We start from the raw sequence: 20,711 nt of genomic DNA, 5'->3' as shown, positions 1-20,711 counted from the left end.
CGATGAATCGCGAGATCAAGCGGGTCAGCACGATCGTGCTGGTGATGTTCCTGGCGCTCCTGGTTTCCACCTCGATCCTGCAGGCGTTCCAGGCCGACACCCTGGCCGCCGACGCCCGCAACACCCGCGCCAGGAACGACAGCTACTCCGCCCAGCGCGGCGCCATCCTCGTCGCCGGCCAGCCGATCGCGCAGTCCGTGCCGTCGAACGACGTGTACAAGTGGCAGCGCGAGTACAGCAACGGGCCGCTGTACTCCGCTGTGACCGGCTTCTACCCCGTCAACGGCGAGGCGACCGGCCTGGAGGGCGCTCTCGACGACCGGTTGTCCGGCACCTCCAACTCGCAGTTCTTCGAGCGGATCAACTCGATCCTGACCGGCAAGAACCCGCAGGGCGCGACGGTCGAGACGACGATCGACCCGAAGGCCCAGCAGGCGGCGTGGGACGCGCTCGGGAACCACCAGGGCGCGGTGGTGCTGCTGCAGCCGAAGACCGGCAAGATCCTCGCGATGGTCTCGAAGCCCGCGTACGACCCGAACGTGCTGGCCTCCCACGACGGCGCGGCCGTCAACACCGCCTACCAGCAGCTCCTCGGCGCCCCGGGCAGCCCGCTCACCAACCGGACCATCGGCGGCAACCTCAACCCGCCCGGCTCCACGTTCAAGCCGGTGATGAGCGCAGCCGCCTTCGGGACGGGCCAGTTCACGAAGGACAGCCAGCTCCCCAATGTGGCGTCGCTCCCGCTGCCCGGCTCCCCGACCGTCGTCAAGAACGACTCGCTGACCACCTGCGGTCCCGGCGCAACGGTGTCGATCGCGACCGCGCAGATCCTCTCCTGCAACATCCCGTTCGCCGAGCTCGGGATGCAGCTCAAGCCGGAGGTCATCAAGGACCAGGCGGACAAGTTCGGCTTCAACCAGTCGCTCAGCATCCCGATCCCGGTCGAGAAGAGCGTCTACCCGCTCTACACCGACCCGGCGGAGCGCGCGCTGGGGTCGTTCGGCCAGATGGACGACCGGGCCACCCCGCTGCAGATGGCGATGGTGTCGGCGGCGGTCGCGAACGGCGGCAAACTGATGACGCCGAACTTGGTCGACTCCATCCGCTCGTCGGATCTGCAGCCGATCGAGACCTTCCAGCCCCAGCAGTTCTCGCAGCCGATGAGCCAGCAGAACGCCGACACCATCAAGCAGATGATGGTCGACGGCGTCGATCACGGCGTTGCGAGCAATGCAAGAATAGACGGGGTCCAGGTCGGCGGTAAGACGGGGACGGCGCAGAACGGCGCGGCCGACCCATACACCCTGTGGTTCACAGGATTCGCGCCGGCGAACGACCCTCAGTTCGCTGTGGCGGTAGTCGTTGAAAATGGCGGTGGACTCGGTCAGAGCGGCACGGGCAACTCCGTCGCCGCGCCGATCGCGAGAAAAGTACTAGAGGCGGTGCTGAATAAATGAGACCCACAGCAGGGCTCACCTTCGGAGGACGTTACGAGCTGCAGTCGCGTATCGCGATCGGCGGCATGGGCGAGGTCTGGCAGGCGACCGACCTGGTCATCGGCCGCACCGTCGCGATCAAGATCCTCAAGGACGAGTACCTCGGCGACCCCGGCTTCCTCGAGCGGTTCCGCGCGGAGGCCAGGCACGCCGCACTCGTCAACCACGAAGGCATCGCGAACGTCTACGACTACGGCGAGGAGGAGGGCAGCGCCTTCCTGGTGATGGAGCTGGTTCCCGGCGAGGCCCTCTCCAGCATCCTCGAGCGCGAGCACGTCCTCAGCACCGACCGCACCCTCGACATCGTCGCGCAGACCGCCGCCGCCCTGCACGCCGCTCACGCCGCCGGGTTGGTCCACCGCGACATCAAGCCGGGCAATCTCCTGATCACGCCGGACGGCCGCGTCAAGATCACCGACTTCGGCATCGCCCGCATCGCCGACCAGGTCCCGCTCACCGCCACGGGCCAGGTCATGGGAACGGTGCAGTACCTGTCCCCCGAGCAGGCGTCCGGGCACCCGGCCTCGCCGACGACCGACATCTACTCGCTCGGCATCGTCGCCTACGAGTGCCTCGCGGGGCGCCGCCCGTTCACCGGCGAGTCGCAGGTCGCCATCGCGATGGCGCAGATCAACGAGGCGCCGCCGGAGCTGCCCGCGACGGTCGCCGAGCCGGTGCGCAATCTGGTCTTCGCCTGCATCGCCAAGAACCCCGCCGACCGGCCGTCCTCGGCCGCGCACCTGGCGCGTGCGGCGCAGGCCCTGCGCCGCGGCGACATCCGCGCCGCGGCAGCATCCGTCCCCGCCGTTCTCGGCGCCGCGGCCGCAACCGACGCCGCGACCGTGCTGATGACCTCTCCGAATCTCGCCCCGACGCAGGCCACCACGGTCCTGCCCGCCGCCGCGGCGGGAGCCGTCGTCGAGGAGGAGGAGACCGAGGAGCCGGTCGAGGAGAAGAAGCGCAGTCCGTGGACCTGGCCACTGATCGCGCTCATCGCACTCCTGGCCCTGGTCCTCATCGGAACGATCATCGCGCTGCTCGCGCAGCCCAAGACGCCGGCCGCGACTACGACGACGCCGCCCGTCGTCCAGTCCACGCCGCCGGCGCCCCCGTCGCCGACGCCGACGCCGACCGCGACGAGCACCACCGTCCAGATCAACGAGGGCGACTACCTCGGTCTGACCGCCGACCAGGCGCGGCAGAAGCTGCAGGGCGTCGGGATGGTCGCGGACGTGCAGACAGGCTCCGCGGCGTCGTCCGCCGGCCAGGTCAACACGGTGTACTCGGTGAACCCGACCGGTCCGGTGCAGAAGGGCACGACGATCACGCTCAAGGTCTACGGACCCGTGGCGCCGATCCCGACGCCGAGCGACACGGTGTCCGCCAACCCGGCGTCGGGCCAGGGCGCGGCCAACTCGGCCATCACCGTGTCCTTCGGCTCGGCGACCTGCCCGGCCGGCCAGAACCTCACCGGGCGCGCCCTCTACATCAACGGCAAGCAGCAGCAGCCGGTCAACGACACCAAGACCACCTGGACGCCGACCGCCGCGGGCAACTACACGCTGAGCTACACGATCTTCTGCAACCAGGGGGAGTCCGTGGAGTCCGCTCAGTCGCCCACGACGCCCTACACGGTGGTGCCCGCCGGCAGCTCGACCTCCATCCCCAGCCCGTGATCGGAGCCGCCCCGCGCTGACGCCGACCTGTCTCCCCCCGCCCGGGGGAGACATCCAGAATCAGCCCGCTACACTATCCGGAGCCACCCGCCACCACCCGAGAAGGAGCCCGCCTTGAGCCCAGATAGCCGCCTGCTCGCAGGCCGATATCAGGTGGGCGAGCTCATCGGCCGCGGCGGGATGTCCGACGTGCACCGCGGGACGGACACCCGGCTGGGCCGGACGGTCGCGATCAAGCTGCTCAAGCCGTCCCTGGCGACGGACCCGGCGTTCCGCACGCGGTTCCGCCAGGAGGCCCAGGCCGCTGCGCGGATGACGCACCCCACCATCGTGCGCGTGTTCGACGCCGGCGAGGAGACGGTCCGCGAGCCGAACGGCCACGAGGCGCAGCTCCCCTTCATCGTGATGGAGTACGTCGACGGCGTTCTTCTGAAAGATCTCATCAAGCGCGGCCCGCTGGAGGTCGCCGAGGCGGTGCGGATCACCGAGGGGATCCTGACCGCGCTCGAGTACTCGCACCGCGCCGGCGTGGTGCACCGCGACATCAAGCCGGGCAACGTCATGATCACGACGACCGGCCAGGTCAAGGTGATGGACTTCGGCATCGCCCGCGCGATCAGCGACTCCTCCGCCACGGTCGCCCAGACGACCGCGGTGCTCGGCACCGCCAGCTACTTCTCGCCCGAGCAGGCGAAGGGCGAGACCGTCGACGCCCGCACCGACCTCTATTCGACTGGCGTCGTCCTGTTCGAGATGCTGACGGGGCGGCCGCCGTTCCGCGGCGACACCCCGGTCGCCGTCGCCTACCAGCACGTCAGCGAGACGGCCGTGGCGCCGAGCACCGTGAACCCCAAGGTCTCCCCGGCGATGGATACTGTGGTCGCCCGAGCCCTCACCAAGGACCGCTTCGAGCGCTACCAGACGGTCGCCGACTTCCGCCACGACCTGGAGGAGGCCGCCGCCGGCCGCGTCCCCGTCCACAAGCAGCCCGACGAGTTCTCCGAGACGCTCTTCGGCGCGCCGCCGAGCTCGGTCTCGGGCCCGGAGGCCGCGTTCCGTCAGCTCGCGGAGGACCAGACGATGGTCCGCACGCAGCGCCGCCCACCGGTCATCTGGATCTGGGCCGGCATCGCGGTGATGGTGGTCGTGATCGTCGCCGTTCTCGCCTGGGTGCTGCGGATCGCGCCGAGCACGACCATGCCGGACAGCTCCCGGCAGGTCCCCAACCTGTCCGGCCAGACGATCGACAAAGCGACCAAGCAGCTCGAAGACCTCAAGCTCAAGTGGACGCAGACGACGGAGGCCAGCTCCACCTACTCACAGGGCCAGGTCATCCGCACGGACCCGGCCGCCGGGATCGTCGTGGCGACCGGCGACACCATCAACGTCTACGTCTCGACGGGCAAGAAAGCCGTGTCGGTACCCGACGTCACCAACATGACCCAGGACGCCGCCAAACAGGCGCTGCAAGCCGCCGGCCTGACGCCGGGGCCGGTCACGGCTCAGAACTCCGCGACAGTGCCGGCCAACGTCGTCATCTCGACGTCGCCGGCCGCGGGCAGTAACGCCCACGAGGGCGACACGATCGCTCTCACGGTCTCCAGCGGCAAGGTCACGCTCACCGACCTCACCGGCCAGTCCTTGCCTGCGGCGACCGCGTTGCTCCAGCAGCTCGGGCTGACGGCCGATCCGAAGGCCGACTCCAGCTGCAAGCAGAACAGCGGCGCGCCGCTGGTGCACACGCAGACGGTCCTACCGGGCGACGTGCCCCAGGGGAGCACTGTCGGGCTGACCTACTGCTCGGGCTGACCGAACCGAGACGCAGTACGCCGGATCAGCCCAGCTTCACGAGCGGGTTGAGCGAACGCGACGCCTCTGCGGCGCCCGCCAGACCGGCCTTCTCGAGCCAGTTGCCGAGCATCCGGTAGCCGCCCTCGGTGAGCACCGACTCGGGGTGGAACTGCACGCCGTAGATGGGCGCGACGCGGTGCTCCAGCGCCATGATGACGCCGCCGGCGGTGCGCGCGGTGACCACGAGGTCGTCGGGGAGCGTGCCGTTCACGACGGCGAGTGAGTGGTAGCGCGTCGCGGTGAACGGCTGCGGCACGCCGTCGAACAGCAGGCTGTCGTCGTGCTCGACCTGCGAGGTCTTGCCGTGCATCAGCTCCTCGGCGTTGGTGACCACGCCGCCGAACGCCTCCGCGATCGCCTGGTGACCGAGGCACACGCCGAGCAGCGGGATCCCGGCCTTCATCGCGAGCTCGACCACCGGGATGGACACCCCGGCGTCGACCGGCTTGCCCGGCCCCGGCGACACCAGCACCGCGTCGAACCCGGCCACACGCTCCGGCAGGTCCTCGAGCGCGATGTCGTCGTTGCGAACGACCTCGGTCTCGGCGCCGAGTTCACGGAGATAGCCGTTGAGCGTGTAGACGAAGCTGTCGTAGTTGTCGATGACGAGTACGCGGGTCACGGCCCAACGGTACCTTCCTGAGGACCGAGGAGCGAATCCACCCAGGGGAACACCCAGGTCACCAGCGCCCACAGCACGACCACGAACAGCGCGATCAGGATCAGGATGCGCAGCCAGACCGGCCCGGGGAGGATGCGCCACAGTGCTCCGTACATGGTTCAGCCTCCCGTCACCGCGGCGCGGATCTCGTCCGGAACGTCCTGCGTCGGCTGGAAGCCCGCGTAGACGTTGTAGGCGATCAGCCGCTCTCCCGCGTGGAACGGCGGATTGCAGGTCGTGATCGTCATGAGCCGGTCGACGGGCTGCGCGTCCGGATGGTGCGGCACCGACGCGATCACCTGCACCTGCGTCGGCTGCACGAACTCGAAGTTGCGGAACACGTACGTGTACCAGCCGTCCTTGGTCTGCACGTAGATGCGGTCGCCCAGGTGCAGCTTGGACAGGTCGATGAAGGTGTTGCCCCAGCCCGAGTCGTGGCCGGCGACAGCGAAGTTGCCGACCTCCCCGGGCAGGGCGGTGCCGGAGTAGTGGCCGACTCCCGCGGTGTAGCTGTTGAGGACCTTCTCGACGTCGACCGTCTCGCGGATCGTGCGCTTCCAGTCCGGCCCGAGGCGCGGGATGTAGATCACCGCGAAGGGTTCGTAGTCGGCGGGCTTCGACATCACCGGAGGGTCGACGGCCTCCGGTGAGGAGGACGGATCCGTCGGCGTCGGGCGGGGCGCCTTGATCGCGTCATCGATCCACTTCTTGCTCTGCTGCCCCGCCGCCGAGGTCTGCTGATTGGACAGGACGAGGTTGTTCCACCACACCTGCCAGCCGAGGAAGAGCCCCACGAGCACTCCGGCGGTGATGAGCAGCTCACCGATGACGGTGAGGACGACTTCGCCGGCACTGCGCCTGCGCCGGGGACGACGGGCCGAGCGGCGAGAGCCGGCGCGGCGGCGCTCATGCTCGGCGGGGTCGGTCATATGACACATTCTAAGGGGGTACCGGCCCCGCCAACCCGGGTGTTTCCCGGGAAGTGCACGTCTCCATCGCCACGAACGTTCAGACCGCTCCCGCTACACTTGTGTGCTATGGCACGCACCAAGTCCAAGACCAAGCTCGAGCGCTCCGCCCGTCCCGAGCGCAGCTCGGCCGTCACCGGCGAGGAAGCCCCGAACCCCGTCTGGTTCAAGCCCGTCATGTTCGGCTTCATGCTGCTCGGGCTGATCTGGATCATCGTCTTCTACGTCAGCCAGAACCAGTACCCGATCCCCGCCCTCGGCGCGTGGAACATCCTGGTCGGCTTCGGAATCGCCTTCATCGGCTTCCTGATGACCACACGCTGGCGCTGACCCCGCCACTGCGTGCCGTCCTCCACTTATCCACAGCAGTTCTCCCCACAGCCCACAACCCCGCAGTCGGCTTCTCCCCAGTGTTAATAAGCCTGTGGAGAGTTACACCGGTGTAATTATCCCCACTGTTAATAAGGCTGTGGATAACTTATCCACGCGTTGTGGGAAGTGACCGGCACCGCCGGGATGCGTCACACGAAGTGCAGCAGGCTGGCGCCGACGAGCACGACGCAGAGCAGCACGATGAGCGGCGTCTGCCACCGGCGGCGCGTCGGCCGTCGGGTCTCGACGTAGATCAGCCCGGCCAGGGCTCCCCCGACGAGACCGCCCACGTGCGCCTGCCAGGCGATGTTCATGCCCGGCAGGAAGCCGATGGCCAGGTTGAGGCCGACCAGCACGAGGATCTGGGTCGCGTTGCCGCCCAGCCGGCGCTGGATGACGAAGAAGGCGCCGAGCAGGCCGAAGATGGCCCCGGAGGCGCCGATCACCGGCTGGTTCGGGGGCGCGATCAGCAGCACGCCGAGCGAGCCGGCGAACCCGCTGATCACGAACAGCGTGAGGAACCGCGCACGCCCGAGGACGGGCTCCAGCGCCATTCCGAAGATCCACAGCGTGTACATGTTGAGCGCGATGTGGATGATGTTCGCGTGCAGGAAGACCGAGGTCAGCATCCGCCACGGCTCGAAGGCGAGGACCGGGGAGAGCGCGTGCGTCGGGTAGGAGTAGACGCCCGCGTAGAGCAGCGACTTCGTCACCTGCGAGCCGATGATCGGCAGGTTCTGCAGGATGAACACCACGATGCAGACGCCGATGATCGCGTACGTGACGACCGGCGCTCCCGGCCCGGTGAGGCGCGAGACCCACGGCGAGCGGGTCCGGGGCGCGGTGGCGCGCTGCTGCGCCATGCACTCGGGGCAGATCACTCCCACAGCGGCGGGAGTCTGGCACTCACCGCAGATCGGCCGCCCGCAGCGCTGGCACCGGACGTTGCTGACGCGATCGGGGTGCCGGTAGCAGACGCTCGCGGGAGCGTCGACGGGCTGAGACATCGTTCCTGCTGCGCCCGTTCCCCCGGCCGGCCTCAGGCCTGGTCGATCTCGACCGACTCGATCACGACGTCGTCGAGGGGACGGTCGCGGGCGTCGGTCGGCAGCTCGGCGAGCTTGTCGACGATCTTGCGGGACGCGTCGTCGGCGACCTCGCCGAAGATGGTGTGCTTGCCCTGCAGCCACGTGGTGGGCGCGACGGTGATGAAGAACTGCGAGCCGTTCGTGCCGCGGCCGCCCTGGATGCCGGCGTTGGCCATCGCCAGGATGTACGGCTGGGTGAAGTCGAGCTCGGGGTTGATCTCGTCGTCGAACTGGTAGCCCGGTCCGCCGATCCCCTGGCCGAGCGGGTCGCCGCCCTGGATCATGAAGCCGGGGATGATGCGGTGGAAGACCACGCCGTCGTAGAGCGGCTTGTTGGTCGTCTCACCGGTGGCGGGGTGCGTCCACTCGATCTCACCGGTCGCGAGGCCCACGAAGTTACGGACCGTCTTCGGAGCGTGGTTGCCGAAGAGGTTGACCTTGATGTCTCCGTAGTTAGTGTGGAGCGTGGCGACAGCGGTGTGCTTAGACATGGCACCAATTCTTGCACAGGGCCCTGTTGGGTTTCGGGAAGCCTCTTCGGCTCTCGGGCCATCCTCAGGGCTTTCGGTGGCAAGATGGAGTGAGTTCGCCCAGCCGACGCAATGGAGGTCCAGAATGAGCCTGACACGGAAGCGCCAGAAGGAGCTCGACCGTCTGCGGAGTGACGCGCAGGAGCTGTGGGAGGCGCAGCAGGAAGTGCTCGCGAACGCCAACGCTCTGGCGGCCGCCGCCCGCAAGCAGGCCGCCCAGTACTCCCGTGAAGAGCTCGCGCCGCGGGTACGCGAGGGTTACGAGTCCTACGTCCGTCCCGCGGCTCAATCTGCCAAGGACTCCGCCGGGCACTACGCCGGCGTGGCCCGCGACCGCTTCGTCGGCGACGTGATCCCGGCGGTGGGCACGGCCGTCGGTACGGCGCTCTCGGTGGTCGACCACGCACGGGCCGCTCGCAGGGCGGCCTTCGCCGGAGATTTCACCAAGGCCCGCAAGGAGATCACCAAGAAGGCGACCGCCGCGAGCCGCAACTCGGGTCCCGGCGCCGGCACGATCATCGCGGTCGGACTGGGGGTCATCGCGGCTGCCGGCCTGCTCTACGCGGTCTGGCAGACCTTCCGCGCCGACGACGAGCTGTGGGTCGCCGACGAGGAGCCGACGACTCCCGCCGGCGAGTAGTCGGCCGGGCAGAGCCGACCCAGGGTCGAATCGGGGGTTTCCCCGATAGTGCTCCGGTCTCGTGAACGCGAGGCTGGACGCATGAACACACTGCAACGACCCCTCGACGGCCGCATCCTCGGCGGCGTCTGCGCCGGGCTGGCCAACCGCTTCGGCCTCCAGCCGCTGACCGTGCGCCTCCTGTTCCTGCTCTCCCTGCTGCTGCCGGGACCGCAGTTCATCGCCTACATCGCGATGTGGATCATCATCCCGTCCGAGCAGCGCCCGGTCACCCGCGCGGTGTGAGCGCTGATCAGCGCTGCGGCCGGGCCAGGTCGCCGAGACCGGCCATCCGCAGTGCCACATCGACCAGGTCGACACGACGGTTCGGGATGCTCGCAAGGGCGAACCACGCCGCCTCGTCCGTCGTCCCCCCGAGCTCGTTCCGCAGGCTGCCGCCGGTCACGGTCGCGCGGTAGACGATGCGGAGGGCGTGCAGCGGGCCGGCCTCCGGGACGAAGCGCGCCTCGGCCGGGACGATCTTCGAGTCGATGCCGAGGAGTTCGTCCGCCCGCGCCTGGAACCCGGTCTCCTCCTCGATCTCGCGCACGACGGCGTCGAGCGGGTCCTCGCCGGGCTCGATCCCACCGCCGGGCAGGGTCCACCCGGAGCGGCCGCTCTCGTTCCAGTGGGCGAGCAGGATGCGCGGCCCGTCCACGATGACGCCGTAGGCGGCGACCCTGATGTCCATGCCGACACCCTACTGCCGCTCGTCGGTGGAGAGCGGCAGTATGGGGTGGTGCCCGAACTGCCGGAAGTCACCGCCCTCGCCGCCGACCTGGGCGAGCGGCTGACCGGTCGCATGATCGACCGGCTCAGCATCGTCGCGTTCTCCGCGCTGAAGACGTTCGATCCCCCGCCGGAGGCGCTCAGGGGGCTGACGATCTCGGGAGTAAGCCGGCACGGCAAGTTCCTGGACATCGCGGGTGGCGACCTCCACGTCGTCATCCATCTCGCGCGGGCCGGCTGGATCCGCTGGCGCGATACTCCCCCACCCCCGCCGACCGGGAGGCCCACCAGGGGCCCGCTGGCCGCACGACTGGTACTCGACGACGGCTCCGGCCTCGACATCACCGAGGCCGGCACGAAGAAGAGCCTCGCGATCTCCATCGTCCACGATCCGGCCGAGGTTCCCGGCGTCGCCCGCCTCGGGCCCGACCCCCTCGACGCGGCGTTCACGCGGGACGCGTTCGCCGCCATCCTCGCCGGCCAGGGCCGCGCGCAGATCAAGGGCGTCCTGCGCAACCAGGCCCTGATCGCCGGGATCGGCAACGCCTACTCGGACGAGATCCTGCACGTCGCGAAGATGTCCCCGTTCAAGCCCGCCGCGATGACCGCGGACGAGGTCGATCGCCTCTACGCCGCACTCGAGGAGACGCTGCACGAGGCCCTGGCCCGCTCGGAGGGCCTGGCGGCCTCGGAGCTGAAGAGCGAGAAGAAGTCCGGCATGCGCGTCCACGGGCGCACGGGCCAGCCCTGCCCGGTGTGCGGCGACACGATCCGCCAGGTGATCTTCGCGGACTCCACGCTCCAGTACTGCCCGACCTGCCAGACCGGCGGGAAGCCCCTGGCGGATCGGGTGCTGTCGCGGTTGCTGAAGTAGCCGCCCAGTGGTGGCGTTTCACGTTTCAATTTCAGTACCCTTGGTTCGTGCGCCTGATCTATGTGGACGAATCTGCTCGGAGCGATAGCTACTACTTCTTCGGAGCGCTCATCGTGGACGCTGACGCCCTGCGCATGATCGAACGCGGCTTGAATGAGATTGCCGACCTCGTGTCAGTCCATGTTCCGTCATTCGATCCGAGTGCCGAGTTCCATGCGGTCGACATGTTTCATGGGCGTCGCGGTTGGACGACGGTTCCGCTAGCCTGGCGGGTCAAGTCATGCGAGCTCGTCGCCAAGGTGCTCGCTCGTTCGTCCGGGTCGTTCGTCTTTCGGGGCGTGGACCTCGCTGCGCTCCGCTCCCGGTATCGACGACCGCACCCACCCCACCTCCTTACGCTCGCGCACACTCTCGCCGAGGTTCAGCGTCACTTGGGGCGACACGACGACGACGCACTGGGGCTGGTACTGGCCGATGAACATCATGCGGCAACGCGAGCACGTCGCAGCCTCCGTGACTTCAAGTCTGCGGCCGCGCCCGGGTACACGACCGACGCGTTGCGCTCCATCGGCGACACCATATACGTCGGGCCATCTCACGAAAGCAGGCTGCTCCAGGCCGCTGACGTCGCGACGTATTTCATCAATCGCGCCCGGACGATCGAAGAGCACGATCCGCGCTCGCGCCGCTCCGTCGGAAAGATCGTAGCCAATGTCCGCTCGATAACGACGAGTGAGTATGTCTGGTGCCCGTAAAAAACACAACGCCCCGCGTAGCGGGGCGTTGGCAGGTGCGGGAGGCCTTTCGGAGTCCTGCGTATATATCTTATCCTAGCCGCCGCCCACTGTCCAACCTCAGCAGGCGCAGCTCACCGCGTCCACCGGCGCAGTCAGCGGGTCCGCCGCGCGAACCACCGGACCGTTGTCGTCCTCGATCGGGAGGCCTTCGCGCGCCCAGTACTCGAATCCGCCGATCAGCTCGCGCACGTCGTAGCCGAGCAGGCTGAACGCGAGGGCTGCGCGGGTCGCCCCGTTGCAGCCGGGACCCCAGCAGTAGACGACCACCGGCCGGCCCGCGGGCACGAGTGCGGCGGCCCGTTCGGGGATCGACGCCGTCGGCAGGTGAAGGGCGCCAGTGATCCGGCCCTGCCGCCAGGCGGCCTCGCCGCGGCTGTCGATCAGGACGAAGTCCTCCCCCGCCAGCTGTGCAGCCCGCACATCGGAGGGGTCGGTCTCGTACCGGAGCTTCGCCGCGAAATGCTGTGCGGCGTCGGAGGTTGTGGTCGTCATTGTCATGGACACAACGATAGGGAGGCGGATCCGGCCTGTGAACAGACGATCGACGGCATCCGCAGCGTTCGGCCGCGATTTCCGTGCCAGAATCGCACCATGACCGTGAATGCTCCATTCGTCGCCGACGGAGTCGACCGCGCCTTGCTAACAGAGCTCCAGCGCGACGGCCGCCAGTCGATCGCCGAGCTGTCACGGAACGTCCACATGTCGAACAGTGCGGTGGCGGAGCGCATCCGGAGGTTGGAGGAGGCCGGCGTCATCTCCGGCTACCGGGCGGTCGTGGATCCCGAACGACTCGGCTACGGCATCCTCGCGTTCCTGCGCCTGCGTTACCCGAGCAGCCAGTACGCGCCGCTCCACGAGCTGCTGGCCGCGACCCCCGAGGTTGTGGAGGCGCACCACGTCACGGGCGATGACTGCTTCATCCTCAAGGTCGTCGCGACGTCGATGCGCCACCTGGAACAGGTGTCCGGCGCGATCGGCACGCTCGGCAGCGTCACGACGAGCATCGCCTACTCGAGCACGGTGGCCGCACGGGCGGTCCAGCCGCCGGAGTGAATCGGATGTGGAGCCTAGGAGATTCGAACTCCTGACATCCTGCTTGCAAAGCAGGCGCTCTACCAACTGAGCTAAGGCCCCGCGAGATGGTGCCGATCACGGCACATGGTGGGGATACGAGGACTTGAACCTCGGACCTCTTCGTTATCAGCGAAGCGCTCTAACCGCCTGAGCTATATCCCCGAATGGGCAACAGATAAGAGGGTACCTGATCTGGCCCGGATGGTGAAATCGAGTGCCGGTCGCGCTCAGTTGTTGGTGAAGCCGACGAGCAGACCGCCCGTGATCTTGACCGACAGGTTGTAGAGCAGCGCGAACACGGCGCCGAGAGCGGTCACCACGACGATGTCGAGGATGCCCACCACCAGCGAGAAGCCCATGACCTGGCCGAGGCCGAGCACGGAGCGCAGGTCGCCGCCGCTCGCTCCGGAGACGTCCTTCACCAGGCCGTTGAGCTGGTCGAAGATACCGGTGCGGTCGAGGACCGTCCAGATCAGGAAGGTGCCGACGATCGCGATGATCGCCAGGCAGATCCCTGCGAGGAACGAGAGCTTCACGGTCGACCAGAAGTCGACGTAGACGAGCTTCAGTCGCACCTGCTTGGCGGACGTGGGTCGTCGGGTCGACTTCCTCGCGAGTTTCTCGGCGACGCTACTGCTCATCTACGGCTTCATCCTTCCCGGCACGACCGGTTTCATCGTCGGCTACCGATTCTGCATCGGCTTCCTGGGAATCCAGGTTGCGCTCGGTGTTCTTCGCGAGAGCGATGATCTTGTCGGTCTCGGCGAAACGTGCAAAAACGACACCCATAGTGTCTCGGCCCTTGGCGGGTACCTCGGCCACGGCAGAGCGTACCACCTTGCCGCTGGCAAGAACCACCAGCACCTCGTCGTCCTCGTCCACGATGAGAGAACCCACCAGATCCCCTCGGTCGTCGCTCAGTTTGGCGACCTTGATGCCGAGTCCGCCGCGGTTCTGCAGGCGGTACTGGTCGGCCGCGGTGCGCTTGGCGTAGCCGCCCTCCGTCACCACGAACACGTATCCCTCGTCGGAGACGACGGCGGCGTCGAGCAGGCGGTCCTCGCCGCGGAAGTGCATCCCGATCACGCCGGAGGTGGAGCGGCCCATCGGGCGCAGCGCCTCATCGGTCGCGGTGAACCGGATCGACATGCCCTTGCGGGACACCAGCAGCAGGTCGGAGTCTTCCTCGACCAGCAGCGCGGAGACGAGTTCGTCGTCCTCGCGGAGCTTGATCGCGATGATGCCGCCCGAGCGGTTGGTGTCGTACTCCTCCAGCGCGGTCTTCTTGATGAGACCGTCGCGGGTGGCGAGCACCAGGTACTTCGCCGCCTTGTAGTCGCGGATGTCCAAGATCTCCGCGATCTCCTCATCCGGCTGCAGGGCGAGCAGGTTGGCGACGTGCTGGCCCTTGGCGTCGCGGCCGGCCTCCTGCACCTCGTAGGCCTTGGCGCGGTAGACGCGGCCCTTGTTGGTGAAGAAGAGGAGCCAGTGGTGCGTCGTGGTCACGAAGAAGTGGTCGACCACGTCCTCGCCGCGGAGCTGCGCGCCCTTGACGCCCTTGCCGCCGCGGTGCTGGCTGCGGTAGTTGTCGCTGCGGGTGCGCTTGATGTAGCCGCCGCGCGTGACGGTGACCACCATCTCCTCTTCGGGGATGAGGTCCTCGACGCTCATGTCGCCGTCGAAGCCGAACATGATCTCGGTGCGGCGGTCGTCGCCGAAGCGCTCGACGATCTCGGTGAGCTCCTCGCTCACGATCGTGCGCTGGCGGACCGGGTCCGCGAGGATCGCCTTGAGGTCGGCGATCTCGAGCTCGATCTGGTCGTGCTCCTCGATGATCTTCTGGCGTTCCAGGGCGGCGAGGCGACGCAGCTGCATCGCCAGGATGGCGTCCGCCTGCACATCGTCGACGTCGAGCAGGCTCTTCAGGCCGTCGCGGGCGTCTTCCACGGTCGCCGACCGGCGGATGAGCGCGATGACCTCATCCAGCGCGTCGAGCGCCTTGAGGTAGCCGCGCAGGATGTGGGCGCGCTCCTCCTTCTTGCGGAGGCGGAAGCGCGTGCGGCGCACGATGACGTCGATCTGGTGGTCGACCCAGGCGGTGATGAAGCCGTCCAGCGCGAGCGTCCGTGGAACGTTGTCCACGATCGCCAGCATGTTGGCGCCGAAGTTCTCCTGCAGCTGGGTGTGCTTGTAGAGGTTGTTCAGCACGACCTTCGCGACCGCGTCGCGCTTCAGGACGATCACGAGGCGCTGGCCCGTGCGGCCCGAGGTCTCGTCGCGGATGTCCGCGATGCCGCCGACGCGGCCGTCCTTCACCAGCTCGGCGATCTTGATCGCGAGGTTGTCCGGGTTCACCTGGTACGGCAGCTCGGTGACCACCAGGCAGACGCGGCCCTGGATCTCCTCGATGTTCACGACGGCGCGCATCGTGATCGAGCCGCGGCCGGTGCGGTAGGTGTCCTGGATGCCCTTGACGCCGAGGATCTGCGCACCGGTCGGGAAGTCCGGTCCCTTGATCCGCTTGATCAGCTCTTCCAGCAGCTCCTCGCGGGGCGCCTCCGGGTTGGCGAGGTGCCAGAGGGCGCCGTCGGCGACCTCGCGGAGGTTGTGCGGCGGGATGTTCGTGGCCATGCCGACGGCGATGCCGACCGAGCCGTTGACCAGCAGGTTCGGGAAGCGGCTGGGGAGGACCGACGGCTCCTGCGTGCGACCGTCGTAGTTGTCCTGGAAGTCGACGGTCTCCTCGTCGATGTCCCGGACCATCTCCAGCGCCAGTGGAGCCATCTTGGTCTCCGTGTACCGCGGGGCCGCGGCGCCGTCGTTGCCCGGCGAGCCGAAGTTGCCCTGGCCGAGCGCCAGCGGGTAGCGCAGGCTCCACGGCTGGACGAGGCGGACGAGGGCGTCGTAGATGGCGGAGTCACCGTGCGGGTGGAACTGTCCCATCACGTCGCCGACGACGCGGGCGCACTTCGAGAACGCCTTGTCGGGGCGGTAGCCGCCGTCGAACATCGCGTAGATCACGCGCCGGTGCACCGGCTTCAGGCCGTCGCGCACCTCGGGCAGCGCTCGCCCGACGATGACGCTCATCGCGTAGTCGAGGTACGACCGCTGCATCTCCGACTGCAGGTCGACCTGGTCGATCCTGCCGTGGATGCCGAAGCCTTCGCCGGCGGTGGGGGTCTCGTCCGTCACAGTGCTCTCTTCTCAGACCGTGGGGTCTCGTCGTCGCGGGTCCTCAGATGTCGAGGAACCGCACGTCCTTGGCGTTCTTCTGGATGAACGAACGGCGCGACTCGACGTCCTCGCCCATCAGCGTGGCGAAGATCTCGTCGGCGGCCGCCGCGTCGTCGAGCGTCACCTGGAGCAGCGTCCGCGTCTCCGGGTTCATCGTGGTCTCCCACAGCTCCTTGTAGTCCATCTCGCCCAGACCCTTGTAGCGCTGCACCCCGTTGTCCTTCGGGATGCGCTTGCCGGCGGCGAGGCCGTCCGCGAGGAACGCGTCGCGCTCGCGGTCGGAGTAGACGTACTCGTGGTCGGCGTTCGACCACTTGAGCCGGTAGAGCGGCGGCTGCGCGAGGTACACGTAGCCGAGCTCGATGAGCGGCCGCATGTAGCGGAACAGCAGTGTCAGCAGCAGGGTCGTGATGTGCTGGCCGTCGACATCGGCGTCGGCCATGAGCACGATCTTGTGGTAGCGCGCCTTCTCCGGGTTGAAGTCCTCACCGATGCCGGCGCCGAACGCCGTGATCATGGCCTGCACCTCGTTGTTCGCGAGGGCGCGGTCGAGCCGGGCCTTCTCGACGTTGAGGATCTTGCCGCGCAGCGGGAGGATCGCCTGCGTCTCCGGGTTACGGCCCTGGACGGCGGAGCCGCCGGCCGAGTCGCCCTCCACGATGAAGATCTCGGACAGCGTCGGGTCCTTGGACGCGCAATCCTTGAGCTTGCCCGGCATGCCGCCGCTCTCGAGCAGGCCCTTGCGGCGGGCGGTCTCGCGCGCCTTGCGGGCGGCGATCCGGGCGGTCGCGGCCGAGAGCGCCTTGCGGATGATCTCCTTGGCCTGGTTCGGGTTGCGGTCGAACCAGTCGCCGAGCTGGTCGCCGACGATCTTCTGCACGAACGCCTTGGCCTCCGTGTTGCCGAGCTTGGTCTTCGTCTGGCCCTCGAACTGAGGCTCGGAGAGCTTGACGGAGATGACGGCGGTGAGGCCCTCGCGCACATCCTCGCCGGAGAGGTTGTCGTCCTTCTCCTTGAGGATGTTCTTCTCGCGGGCGTACCGGTTGACCAGGGTGGTCAGCGCCGCGCGGAAGCCCTCCTCGTGCGTGCCGCCCTCATGGGTGTTGATCGTGTTCGCGTAGGTGAAGACGGACTCGTTGTAGCTCGTCGTCCACTGCATCGCGACCTCGAGCGCGATCTTGCGATCGGTGTCCTCGGACTCGAACGAGATGATCTCGTCGTGCACGACCTCCGCCTTCTTGGCGGCGTTGAGGTAGTGCACGTAGTCGGTCAGACCGCGCTCGTAGAGGAAGACGTCCGAGCGGGGGGCGAACACCTCGGCCTCCTCCTCGACCTCGCCCTCCACGGGCTCCACCTCGGGAGCGCGCTGGTCGGTGATGGAGATGCGGAGGCCCTTGTTGAGGAAGGCCATCTGCTGGAACCGGGTGCGGAGGGTGTCGTAATCGAACACGACGGTCTCGAAGGTCGCCGGGCTCGGCCAGAACGTGATGATCGTGCCGGTCCGGTCGGAGGCCTCGCCCTGCTCGAGCGGCGCCTGCGGCACGCCGTCGCGATAGCTCTGCCGCCACGCGTACCCCTGCCGGTGCACCTCGACGTCGAGGCGCGAGGACAGCGCGTTGACGACCGAGCTGCCGACGCCGTGCAGACCGCCGGAGACCGCGTAACCGCCGCCGCCGAACTTGCCGCCGGCGTGCAGGATCGTGAGCACGACCTCCACCGTCGACTTCTTCTCGACCGGGTGCTCGTCAACCGGGATGCCGCGGCCGTTGTCGTCGACGCGGACCGCGCCGTCGGGGAGGATGGTCACCTCGATGTTGTCGGCGTGGCCGGCGAGCGCCTCGTCGACGGAGTTGTCGACGATCTCGTACACCAGGTGGTGGAGTCCGCGGGGGCCGGTGGAGCCGATGTACATTCCGGGTCGCTTGCGGACGGCTTCGAGACCTTCGAGGATCTGGATCTCATTCGCGCCGTAGTCGTGTTCCGCCTCGGCCCTGTTCGGTTCCATCGTCATATGAAATTTGGCTCCTGACCGCACTCGACAGTGACTCTCCATTCTACCAAGGGCAGGGAGCCGGATCGCCCGAAATCGCCCATCTGACGCGTTTTCTTCGAACGGGCGACCTCTTTTGTGCAGTTAGCCGTAAGTATCGCGCGGACCGCGCCCTGGAATCGACCTGGGACCGCGTTTCCAGGAGGGGGCGTCCGGCCCCTGAAAACGGATCGACTGGATGTCGGCGTCGGGGAAGCGCTCACCGATCCGCACCAGGAGCTCGGAACGCATCATCCGCAGCTGCGTCGCCCAGGCCGTCGACTCGCAGCGCACGACCAGCACGCCGTCCGTGATCTGATCGGGCACGGCGTGCTTCGCGGTCTCTTCCCCGGCCAGCTGCTCCCAGCCCTCCAGGAGGTCGGACTTCGCCAGCGGCGCGGTCCAGCCGAGCTGCTGGGCGAGCGCGTCGACCACGTCGCCGAGTCCGCGCGGGTCGCGTCCGGCGCCGAACGGTTTCGACGCGGAGGGGTCGTCCGCGGCGCGTTTCGCACGCCGACTGCGGGACGGGGTGCCCGTGAAGAGCTCCTTCATCCGCAGGTAGACGGCCGACGCCTCGCTCACGATTCCACGATAGTCCCGGCCTCGATCCGCACGGTGTGGGCGGTGAGGGTCTCCGGGACGTCGTCGTAGACGGCGGCGGTGATGAGCACCTGCTCGTAACCGGCTACGGCGGTTGCAAGCATGCGCCTGCGGGCCTGATCGAGTTCGGCGAAGACGTCGTCGAGGATCAGCACGGGATCGCCCGTCGAAGACTCGCGGCGCAGCAGCTCGGCGGATGCCAGCTTCAGCGCGAGCGCGAACGACCAGGACTCTCCATGACTGGCGTAGCCCTTCGCGGGGAGGCTGTTGAGCTCGAACAGCACGTCGTCCCGGTGCGGGCCCACCAGCGTGAGGCCGCGCTCCAACTCCTTCGGGCGGACGGCCGCGAGCGCACCCCGGAAGACCTCGGCGGTGTCACCGGCTTGGGTGGTTACGGCTGCGTCGTCATCCTCGTCCTCGTCGTCGACGTGCGCGCCGCGGATGGTGAGCTGCGGGATCAGCCGGGGATGGTGGTCGTCGCCGGCGACCGACCGGTACGCCGAGACGAGCGGGGCGCTCAGCCGCGAGACCAGGTCGAGCCGCGCGTCCAACAGTTCGGTGCCGAGCGCCACCAGGCGCTCGTCCCAGATGTCGAGTGTGCCGAGCTGGTCGGCCTTCACCCGGGAGGCGCGGGCCGACTTCAGCAGGGTGTTCCGCTGCTTCAGCACGCGCTCGTAATCGGAGATGACGGCGGAGAAGCGTGGGCTCCGCTGGATCAGCAACTGATCGAGGAAGCGGCGACGGATGCCGGGCTCACCGCGAACCAGTGCGAGATCCTCCGGGGCGAACAGCACACTGGAGAAGTAGCGCGGCAGTTCGCGCGGCTTGATCGCGCCGCGGTTCACCTGCGCCCGGTTCGGCGACGAGCGGTTGAGCTGCACCTCCACGAGCAGCTCCCGGCCGTCGTGCTCGATGCGCGCCCGGACGATCGCCGAGTCGGCGCCTTTGCGGATCATCGCCTGATCGCTCGACACCCGATGCGACCCGAGGGTGCTCAGGTAGCCGAGCGATTCGACGAGATTGGTCTTGCCCTGACCGTTGCGGCCGACGAACAGATTGGCGCCGGCCGCGAACGGGACATCCGCGGTGCGATAGTTGCGGAAATCAGTCAGGGAAAGATGTGTAACTCTCAATGAGGGTTAGTCCACAGCCTTCACGGCGTGGCCGCCGAACTGGTTGCGGAGGGCGGCGACCGCCTTCATGGCGGGCGAGTCCTTCTGGCGGGAGACGAAGCGCGCGAAGATCGACGCGCTGATCGTCGGGACGGGGACCGCGTTGTTGAGCGCCTCCTCTACGGTCCAGCGGCCCTCGCCCGAGTCCTGCACGAAGCCCTCGATGTGCTCGAACTCCGGGTCCTGCTCCAGGGCGCGCACGAGCAGGTCGAGCAGCCAGGAACGCACGACCGTGCCGCGCTGCCACGCCTTGAACGTGCCGGTGACGTCCTTGATGATGTCCTTGCGGGTGTCGAGGAGCTCATATCCCTCGGCGTACGCCTGCATCAGCGCATACTCGATGCCGTTGTGCACCATCTTCGCGTAGTGGCCGGCGCCGACTTCGCCGACGTGGACGAAGCCCTCGTCGCGCGGGCCCTCCGGACGCAGCGCGTCGAACACGGGCATGACACGCTCGACCTGCTCCTTTGAGCCGCCGACCATCAGGCCGTAGCCGTTGTCGAGACCCCAGATGCCGCCCGAAACACCGGCGTCCATGAAGTCGACGCCCTTCGGTGCGAGCTGCTCGGCGTGCTTGAAATCCTCGGTGAACTTCGAGTTGCCGCCGTCGATGACGAGGTCGCCCTTCTCGAGCAGCGGCTCCAGGTCGGAGATCACCGAGTCGGTGATCTCGCCGGCCGGCACCATGACCCACACGGTGCGGGGAGCGGGGAGCGCGGCGACCAGGTCGGCGAGGGTGGCCACATCCGACACGTCGGGATTGGTGTCGTAGCCGGTGACCTCGATGCCCTTCTTCTCCAGGCGAGCGCGCATGTTGTTGCCCATGCGTCCGAGACCGATGAGGCCGATGTGCATGATTGTCCTTCTTCTCTTGTGGAGCG

At 67.9% G+C, this 20,711-nt stretch carries 22 protein-coding genes and 2 tRNA genes; 9 read left to right on the top strand and 15 right to left on the bottom strand.

Annotated features, from left to right (window positions below; genetic code table 11):
• Positions 1 to 2: 2 nt before the first annotated feature.
• From AC1ROW_RS15975 to pknB, 3 genes are all read left to right on the top strand, one after another.
• On the top strand, positions 3 to 1,457 hold the full coding sequence (locus AC1ROW_RS15975) for a peptidoglycan D,D-transpeptidase FtsI family protein (RefSeq protein WP_493019879.1): 1,455 nt from the start codon (positions 3 to 5) through the stop codon (positions 1,455 to 1,457).
• On the top strand, positions 1,454 to 3,172 hold the full coding sequence (locus AC1ROW_RS15970; protein ID WP_493019878.1) for a serine/threonine protein kinase: 1,719 nt from the start codon (positions 1,454 to 1,456) through the stop codon (positions 3,170 to 3,172). The genes AC1ROW_RS15975 and AC1ROW_RS15970 overlap by 4 nt, the downstream gene beginning before the upstream one ends.
• Before the next feature lie 114 nt (positions 3,173 to 3,286).
• The gene (gene pknB, locus AC1ROW_RS15965; protein ID WP_493019877.1) at positions 3,287 to 4,981 is read left to right on the top strand and encodes a Stk1 family PASTA domain-containing Ser/Thr kinase; all 1,695 of its coding nucleotides are present in this window, start codon (positions 3,287 to 3,289) and stop codon (positions 4,979 to 4,981) included.
• 25 nt (positions 4,982 to 5,006) lie between these two features.
• Here the strand turns inward: pknB and AC1ROW_RS15960 are convergent, their stop codons facing one another.
• From AC1ROW_RS15960 to AC1ROW_RS15950, 3 genes are read right to left on the bottom strand one after another with little or no spacing between them, the layout of a single operon-like run.
• The gene (locus AC1ROW_RS15960; RefSeq protein WP_493019876.1) at positions 5,007 to 5,645 is read right to left on the bottom strand and encodes an anthranilate synthase component II; all 639 of its coding nucleotides are present in this window, start codon (positions 5,643 to 5,645) and stop codon (positions 5,007 to 5,009) included.
• Positions 5,642 to 5,800 (bottom strand): hypothetical protein, encoded by a 159-nt coding sequence (locus tag AC1ROW_RS15955; RefSeq protein WP_185275630.1) that lies wholly within the window; start codon positions 5,798 to 5,800, stop codon positions 5,642 to 5,644. Before AC1ROW_RS15955 ends, AC1ROW_RS15960 begins: the two co-directional genes overlap by 4 nt.
• A gap of 3 nt (positions 5,801 to 5,803) precedes the next feature.
• On the bottom strand, positions 5,804 to 6,613 hold the full coding sequence (locus AC1ROW_RS15950; protein ID WP_493019875.1) for a class E sortase: 810 nt from the start codon (positions 6,611 to 6,613) through the stop codon (positions 5,804 to 5,806).
• 108 nt (positions 6,614 to 6,721) lie between these two features.
• Between AC1ROW_RS15950 and AC1ROW_RS15945 the strand changes: the two genes are divergently transcribed.
• Positions 6,722 to 6,982, top strand: a complete 261-nt coding sequence (locus AC1ROW_RS15945) for a cell division protein CrgA (RefSeq protein ID WP_493019874.1) — start codon at positions 6,722 to 6,724, stop codon at positions 6,980 to 6,982.
• 191 nt (positions 6,983 to 7,173) lie between these two features.
• Here the strand turns inward: AC1ROW_RS15945 and AC1ROW_RS15940 are convergent, their stop codons facing one another.
• Complete coding sequence (locus AC1ROW_RS15940) at positions 7,174 to 8,031, bottom strand: rhomboid family intramembrane serine protease (protein WP_493019873.1); 858 nt, start codon at positions 8,029 to 8,031, stop codon at positions 7,174 to 7,176.
• Positions 8,032 to 8,063: 32 nt separating this feature from the next.
• Positions 8,064 to 8,603: a peptidylprolyl isomerase gene (locus AC1ROW_RS15935; protein WP_493019872.1), complete on the bottom strand. Its 540-nt coding sequence runs from the start codon at positions 8,601 to 8,603 to the stop codon at positions 8,064 to 8,066.
• A gap of 124 nt (positions 8,604 to 8,727) precedes the next feature.
• On the opposite strand from AC1ROW_RS15935, the gene AC1ROW_RS15930 reads away from it, so the two are divergent.
• Complete coding sequence (locus tag AC1ROW_RS15930; protein WP_493019871.1) at positions 8,728 to 9,282, top strand: hypothetical protein; 555 nt, start codon at positions 8,728 to 8,730, stop codon at positions 9,280 to 9,282.
• Positions 9,283 to 9,363: 81 nt separating this feature from the next.
• The gene (locus AC1ROW_RS15925) at positions 9,364 to 9,567 is read left to right on the top strand and encodes a PspC domain-containing protein (RefSeq protein WP_493019870.1); all 204 of its coding nucleotides are present in this window, start codon (positions 9,364 to 9,366) and stop codon (positions 9,565 to 9,567) included.
• A gap of 7 nt (positions 9,568 to 9,574) precedes the next feature.
• On the opposite strand, the gene AC1ROW_RS15920 is transcribed toward AC1ROW_RS15925, so the two are convergent.
• Positions 9,575 to 10,012: an NUDIX hydrolase gene (locus AC1ROW_RS15920; protein WP_493019869.1), complete on the bottom strand. Its 438-nt coding sequence runs from the start codon at positions 10,010 to 10,012 to the stop codon at positions 9,575 to 9,577.
• Positions 10,013 to 10,060: 48 nt separating this feature from the next.
• On the opposite strand from AC1ROW_RS15920, the gene AC1ROW_RS15915 reads away from it, so the two are divergent.
• Together AC1ROW_RS15915 and AC1ROW_RS15910 are read left to right on the top strand one after the other, a co-directional pair.
• Positions 10,061 to 10,924, top strand: a complete 864-nt coding sequence (locus AC1ROW_RS15915; protein ID WP_493019868.1) for an Fpg/Nei family DNA glycosylase — start codon at positions 10,061 to 10,063, stop codon at positions 10,922 to 10,924.
• A gap of 47 nt (positions 10,925 to 10,971) precedes the next feature.
• A complete protein-coding gene (locus tag AC1ROW_RS15910; RefSeq protein ID WP_493019867.1) occupies positions 10,972 to 11,679 on the top strand; it encodes a DUF3800 domain-containing protein in 708 nt (235 codons plus the stop codon).
• A gap of 99 nt (positions 11,680 to 11,778) precedes the next feature.
• Here the strand turns inward: AC1ROW_RS15910 and AC1ROW_RS15905 are convergent, their stop codons facing one another.
• Positions 11,779 to 12,213 (bottom strand): rhodanese-like domain-containing protein, encoded by a 435-nt coding sequence (locus tag AC1ROW_RS15905; protein ID WP_493019866.1) that lies wholly within the window; start codon positions 12,211 to 12,213, stop codon positions 11,779 to 11,781.
• Between the two features lie 99 nt (positions 12,214 to 12,312).
• On the opposite strand from AC1ROW_RS15905, the gene AC1ROW_RS15900 reads away from it, so the two are divergent.
• Entirely contained in the window at positions 12,313 to 12,774 is a 462-nt protein-coding gene (locus AC1ROW_RS15900; RefSeq protein ID WP_493019865.1) for an Lrp/AsnC family transcriptional regulator, read from the top strand.
• Between the two features lie 8 nt (positions 12,775 to 12,782).
• Here AC1ROW_RS15900 and AC1ROW_RS15895 read toward each other — a convergent pair.
• From AC1ROW_RS15895 to gnd, 8 genes are all read right to left on the bottom strand, one after another.
• Positions 12,783 to 12,855: transfer RNA gene (locus AC1ROW_RS15895), tRNA-Ala, on the bottom strand.
• A 25-nt stretch (positions 12,856 to 12,880) separates the two neighbouring features.
• A tRNA-Ile gene (locus tag AC1ROW_RS15890) sits at positions 12,881 to 12,957 on the bottom strand.
• 65 nt (positions 12,958 to 13,022) lie between these two features.
• On the bottom strand, positions 13,023 to 13,436 hold the full coding sequence (locus AC1ROW_RS15885; protein ID WP_369961733.1) for a DUF3566 domain-containing protein: 414 nt from the start codon (positions 13,434 to 13,436) through the stop codon (positions 13,023 to 13,025).
• Positions 13,426 to 15,987: a DNA gyrase subunit A gene (gene gyrA / locus AC1ROW_RS15880; protein WP_493019864.1), complete on the bottom strand. Its 2,562-nt coding sequence runs from the start codon at positions 15,985 to 15,987 to the stop codon at positions 13,426 to 13,428. The genes AC1ROW_RS15885 and gyrA overlap by 11 nt, the downstream gene beginning before the upstream one ends.
• Positions 15,988 to 16,030: 43 nt before the next feature.
• Positions 16,031 to 18,040 (bottom strand): DNA topoisomerase (ATP-hydrolyzing) subunit B, encoded by a 2,010-nt coding sequence (gene gyrB, locus AC1ROW_RS15875; RefSeq protein ID WP_493019863.1) that lies wholly within the window; start codon positions 18,038 to 18,040, stop codon positions 16,031 to 16,033.
• 123 nt (positions 18,041 to 18,163) lie between these two features.
• Complete coding sequence (locus AC1ROW_RS15870; RefSeq protein ID WP_493020131.1) at positions 18,164 to 18,610, bottom strand: DciA family protein; 447 nt, start codon at positions 18,608 to 18,610, stop codon at positions 18,164 to 18,166.
• A gap of 26 nt (positions 18,611 to 18,636) precedes the next feature.
• Complete coding sequence (recF, locus tag AC1ROW_RS15865) at positions 18,637 to 19,791, bottom strand: DNA replication/repair protein RecF (protein WP_493019862.1); 1,155 nt, start codon at positions 19,789 to 19,791, stop codon at positions 18,637 to 18,639.
• 6 nt (positions 19,792 to 19,797) lie between these two features.
• Positions 19,798 to 20,685, bottom strand: coding sequence for a phosphogluconate dehydrogenase (NAD(+)-dependent, decarboxylating) (gene gnd, locus AC1ROW_RS15860; protein WP_493019861.1), 888 nt, complete (start codon positions 20,683 to 20,685; stop codon positions 19,798 to 19,800).
• Between the last annotated feature and the right edge of the window lie 26 nt (positions 20,686 to 20,711).

This window comes from Leifsonia sp. GW821-FHT13C09 (genome assembly GCF_058806435.1).
The sequence above is the reverse complement of the archived record's forward strand: the minus strand, read 5'-3'. Positions and strand labels throughout refer to the sequence as shown.

Excerpts from the sequence above, each read along its gene's own strand:
- AC1ROW_RS15975 (WP_493019879.1), top strand. The coding sequence starts at position 3 with ATGAATCGCGAGATCAAGCGGGTCAGCACGATCGTGCTGGTGATGTTC.
- AC1ROW_RS15970 (WP_493019878.1), top strand. The coding sequence starts at position 1,454 with ATGAGACCCACAGCAGGGCTCACCTTCGGAGGACGTTACGAGCTGCAG.
- AC1ROW_RS15955 (WP_185275630.1), bottom strand. The coding sequence starts at position 5,800 with ATGTACGGAGCACTGTGGCGCATCCTCCCCGGGCCGGTCTGGCTGCGC.
- AC1ROW_RS15950 (WP_493019875.1), bottom strand. The coding sequence starts at position 6,613 with ATGACCGACCCCGCCGAGCATGAGCGCCGCCGCGCCGGCTCTCGCCGC.
- AC1ROW_RS15945 (WP_493019874.1), top strand. The coding sequence starts at position 6,722 with ATGGCACGCACCAAGTCCAAGACCAAGCTCGAGCGCTCCGCCCGTCCC.
- AC1ROW_RS15940 (WP_493019873.1), bottom strand. The coding sequence starts at position 8,031 with ATGTCTCAGCCCGTCGACGCTCCCGCGAGCGTCTGCTACCGGCACCCC.
- AC1ROW_RS15935 (WP_493019872.1), bottom strand. The coding sequence starts at position 8,603 with ATGTCTAAGCACACCGCTGTCGCCACGCTCCACACTAACTACGGAGAC.
- AC1ROW_RS15930 (WP_493019871.1), top strand. The coding sequence starts at position 8,728 with ATGAGCCTGACACGGAAGCGCCAGAAGGAGCTCGACCGTCTGCGGAGT.
- AC1ROW_RS15925 (WP_493019870.1), top strand. The coding sequence starts at position 9,364 with ATGAACACACTGCAACGACCCCTCGACGGCCGCATCCTCGGCGGCGTC.
- AC1ROW_RS15920 (WP_493019869.1), bottom strand. The coding sequence starts at position 10,012 with ATGGACATCAGGGTCGCCGCCTACGGCGTCATCGTGGACGGGCCGCGC.
- AC1ROW_RS15905 (WP_493019866.1), bottom strand. The coding sequence starts at position 12,213 with ATGACGACCACAACCTCCGACGCCGCACAGCATTTCGCGGCGAAGCTC.
- AC1ROW_RS15900 (WP_493019865.1), top strand. The coding sequence starts at position 12,313 with ATGACCGTGAATGCTCCATTCGTCGCCGACGGAGTCGACCGCGCCTTG.
- AC1ROW_RS15885 (WP_369961733.1), bottom strand. The coding sequence starts at position 13,436 with ATGAGCAGTAGCGTCGCCGAGAAACTCGCGAGGAAGTCGACCCGACGA.
- gyrB (WP_493019863.1), bottom strand. The coding sequence starts at position 18,040 with ATGACGATGGAACCGAACAGGGCCGAGGCGGAACACGACTACGGCGCG.
- AC1ROW_RS15870 (WP_493020131.1), bottom strand. The coding sequence starts at position 18,610 with ATGAAGGAGCTCTTCACGGGCACCCCGTCCCGCAGTCGGCGTGCGAAA.
- gnd (WP_493019861.1), bottom strand. The coding sequence starts at position 20,685 with ATGCACATCGGCCTCATCGGTCTCGGACGCATGGGCAACAACATGCGC.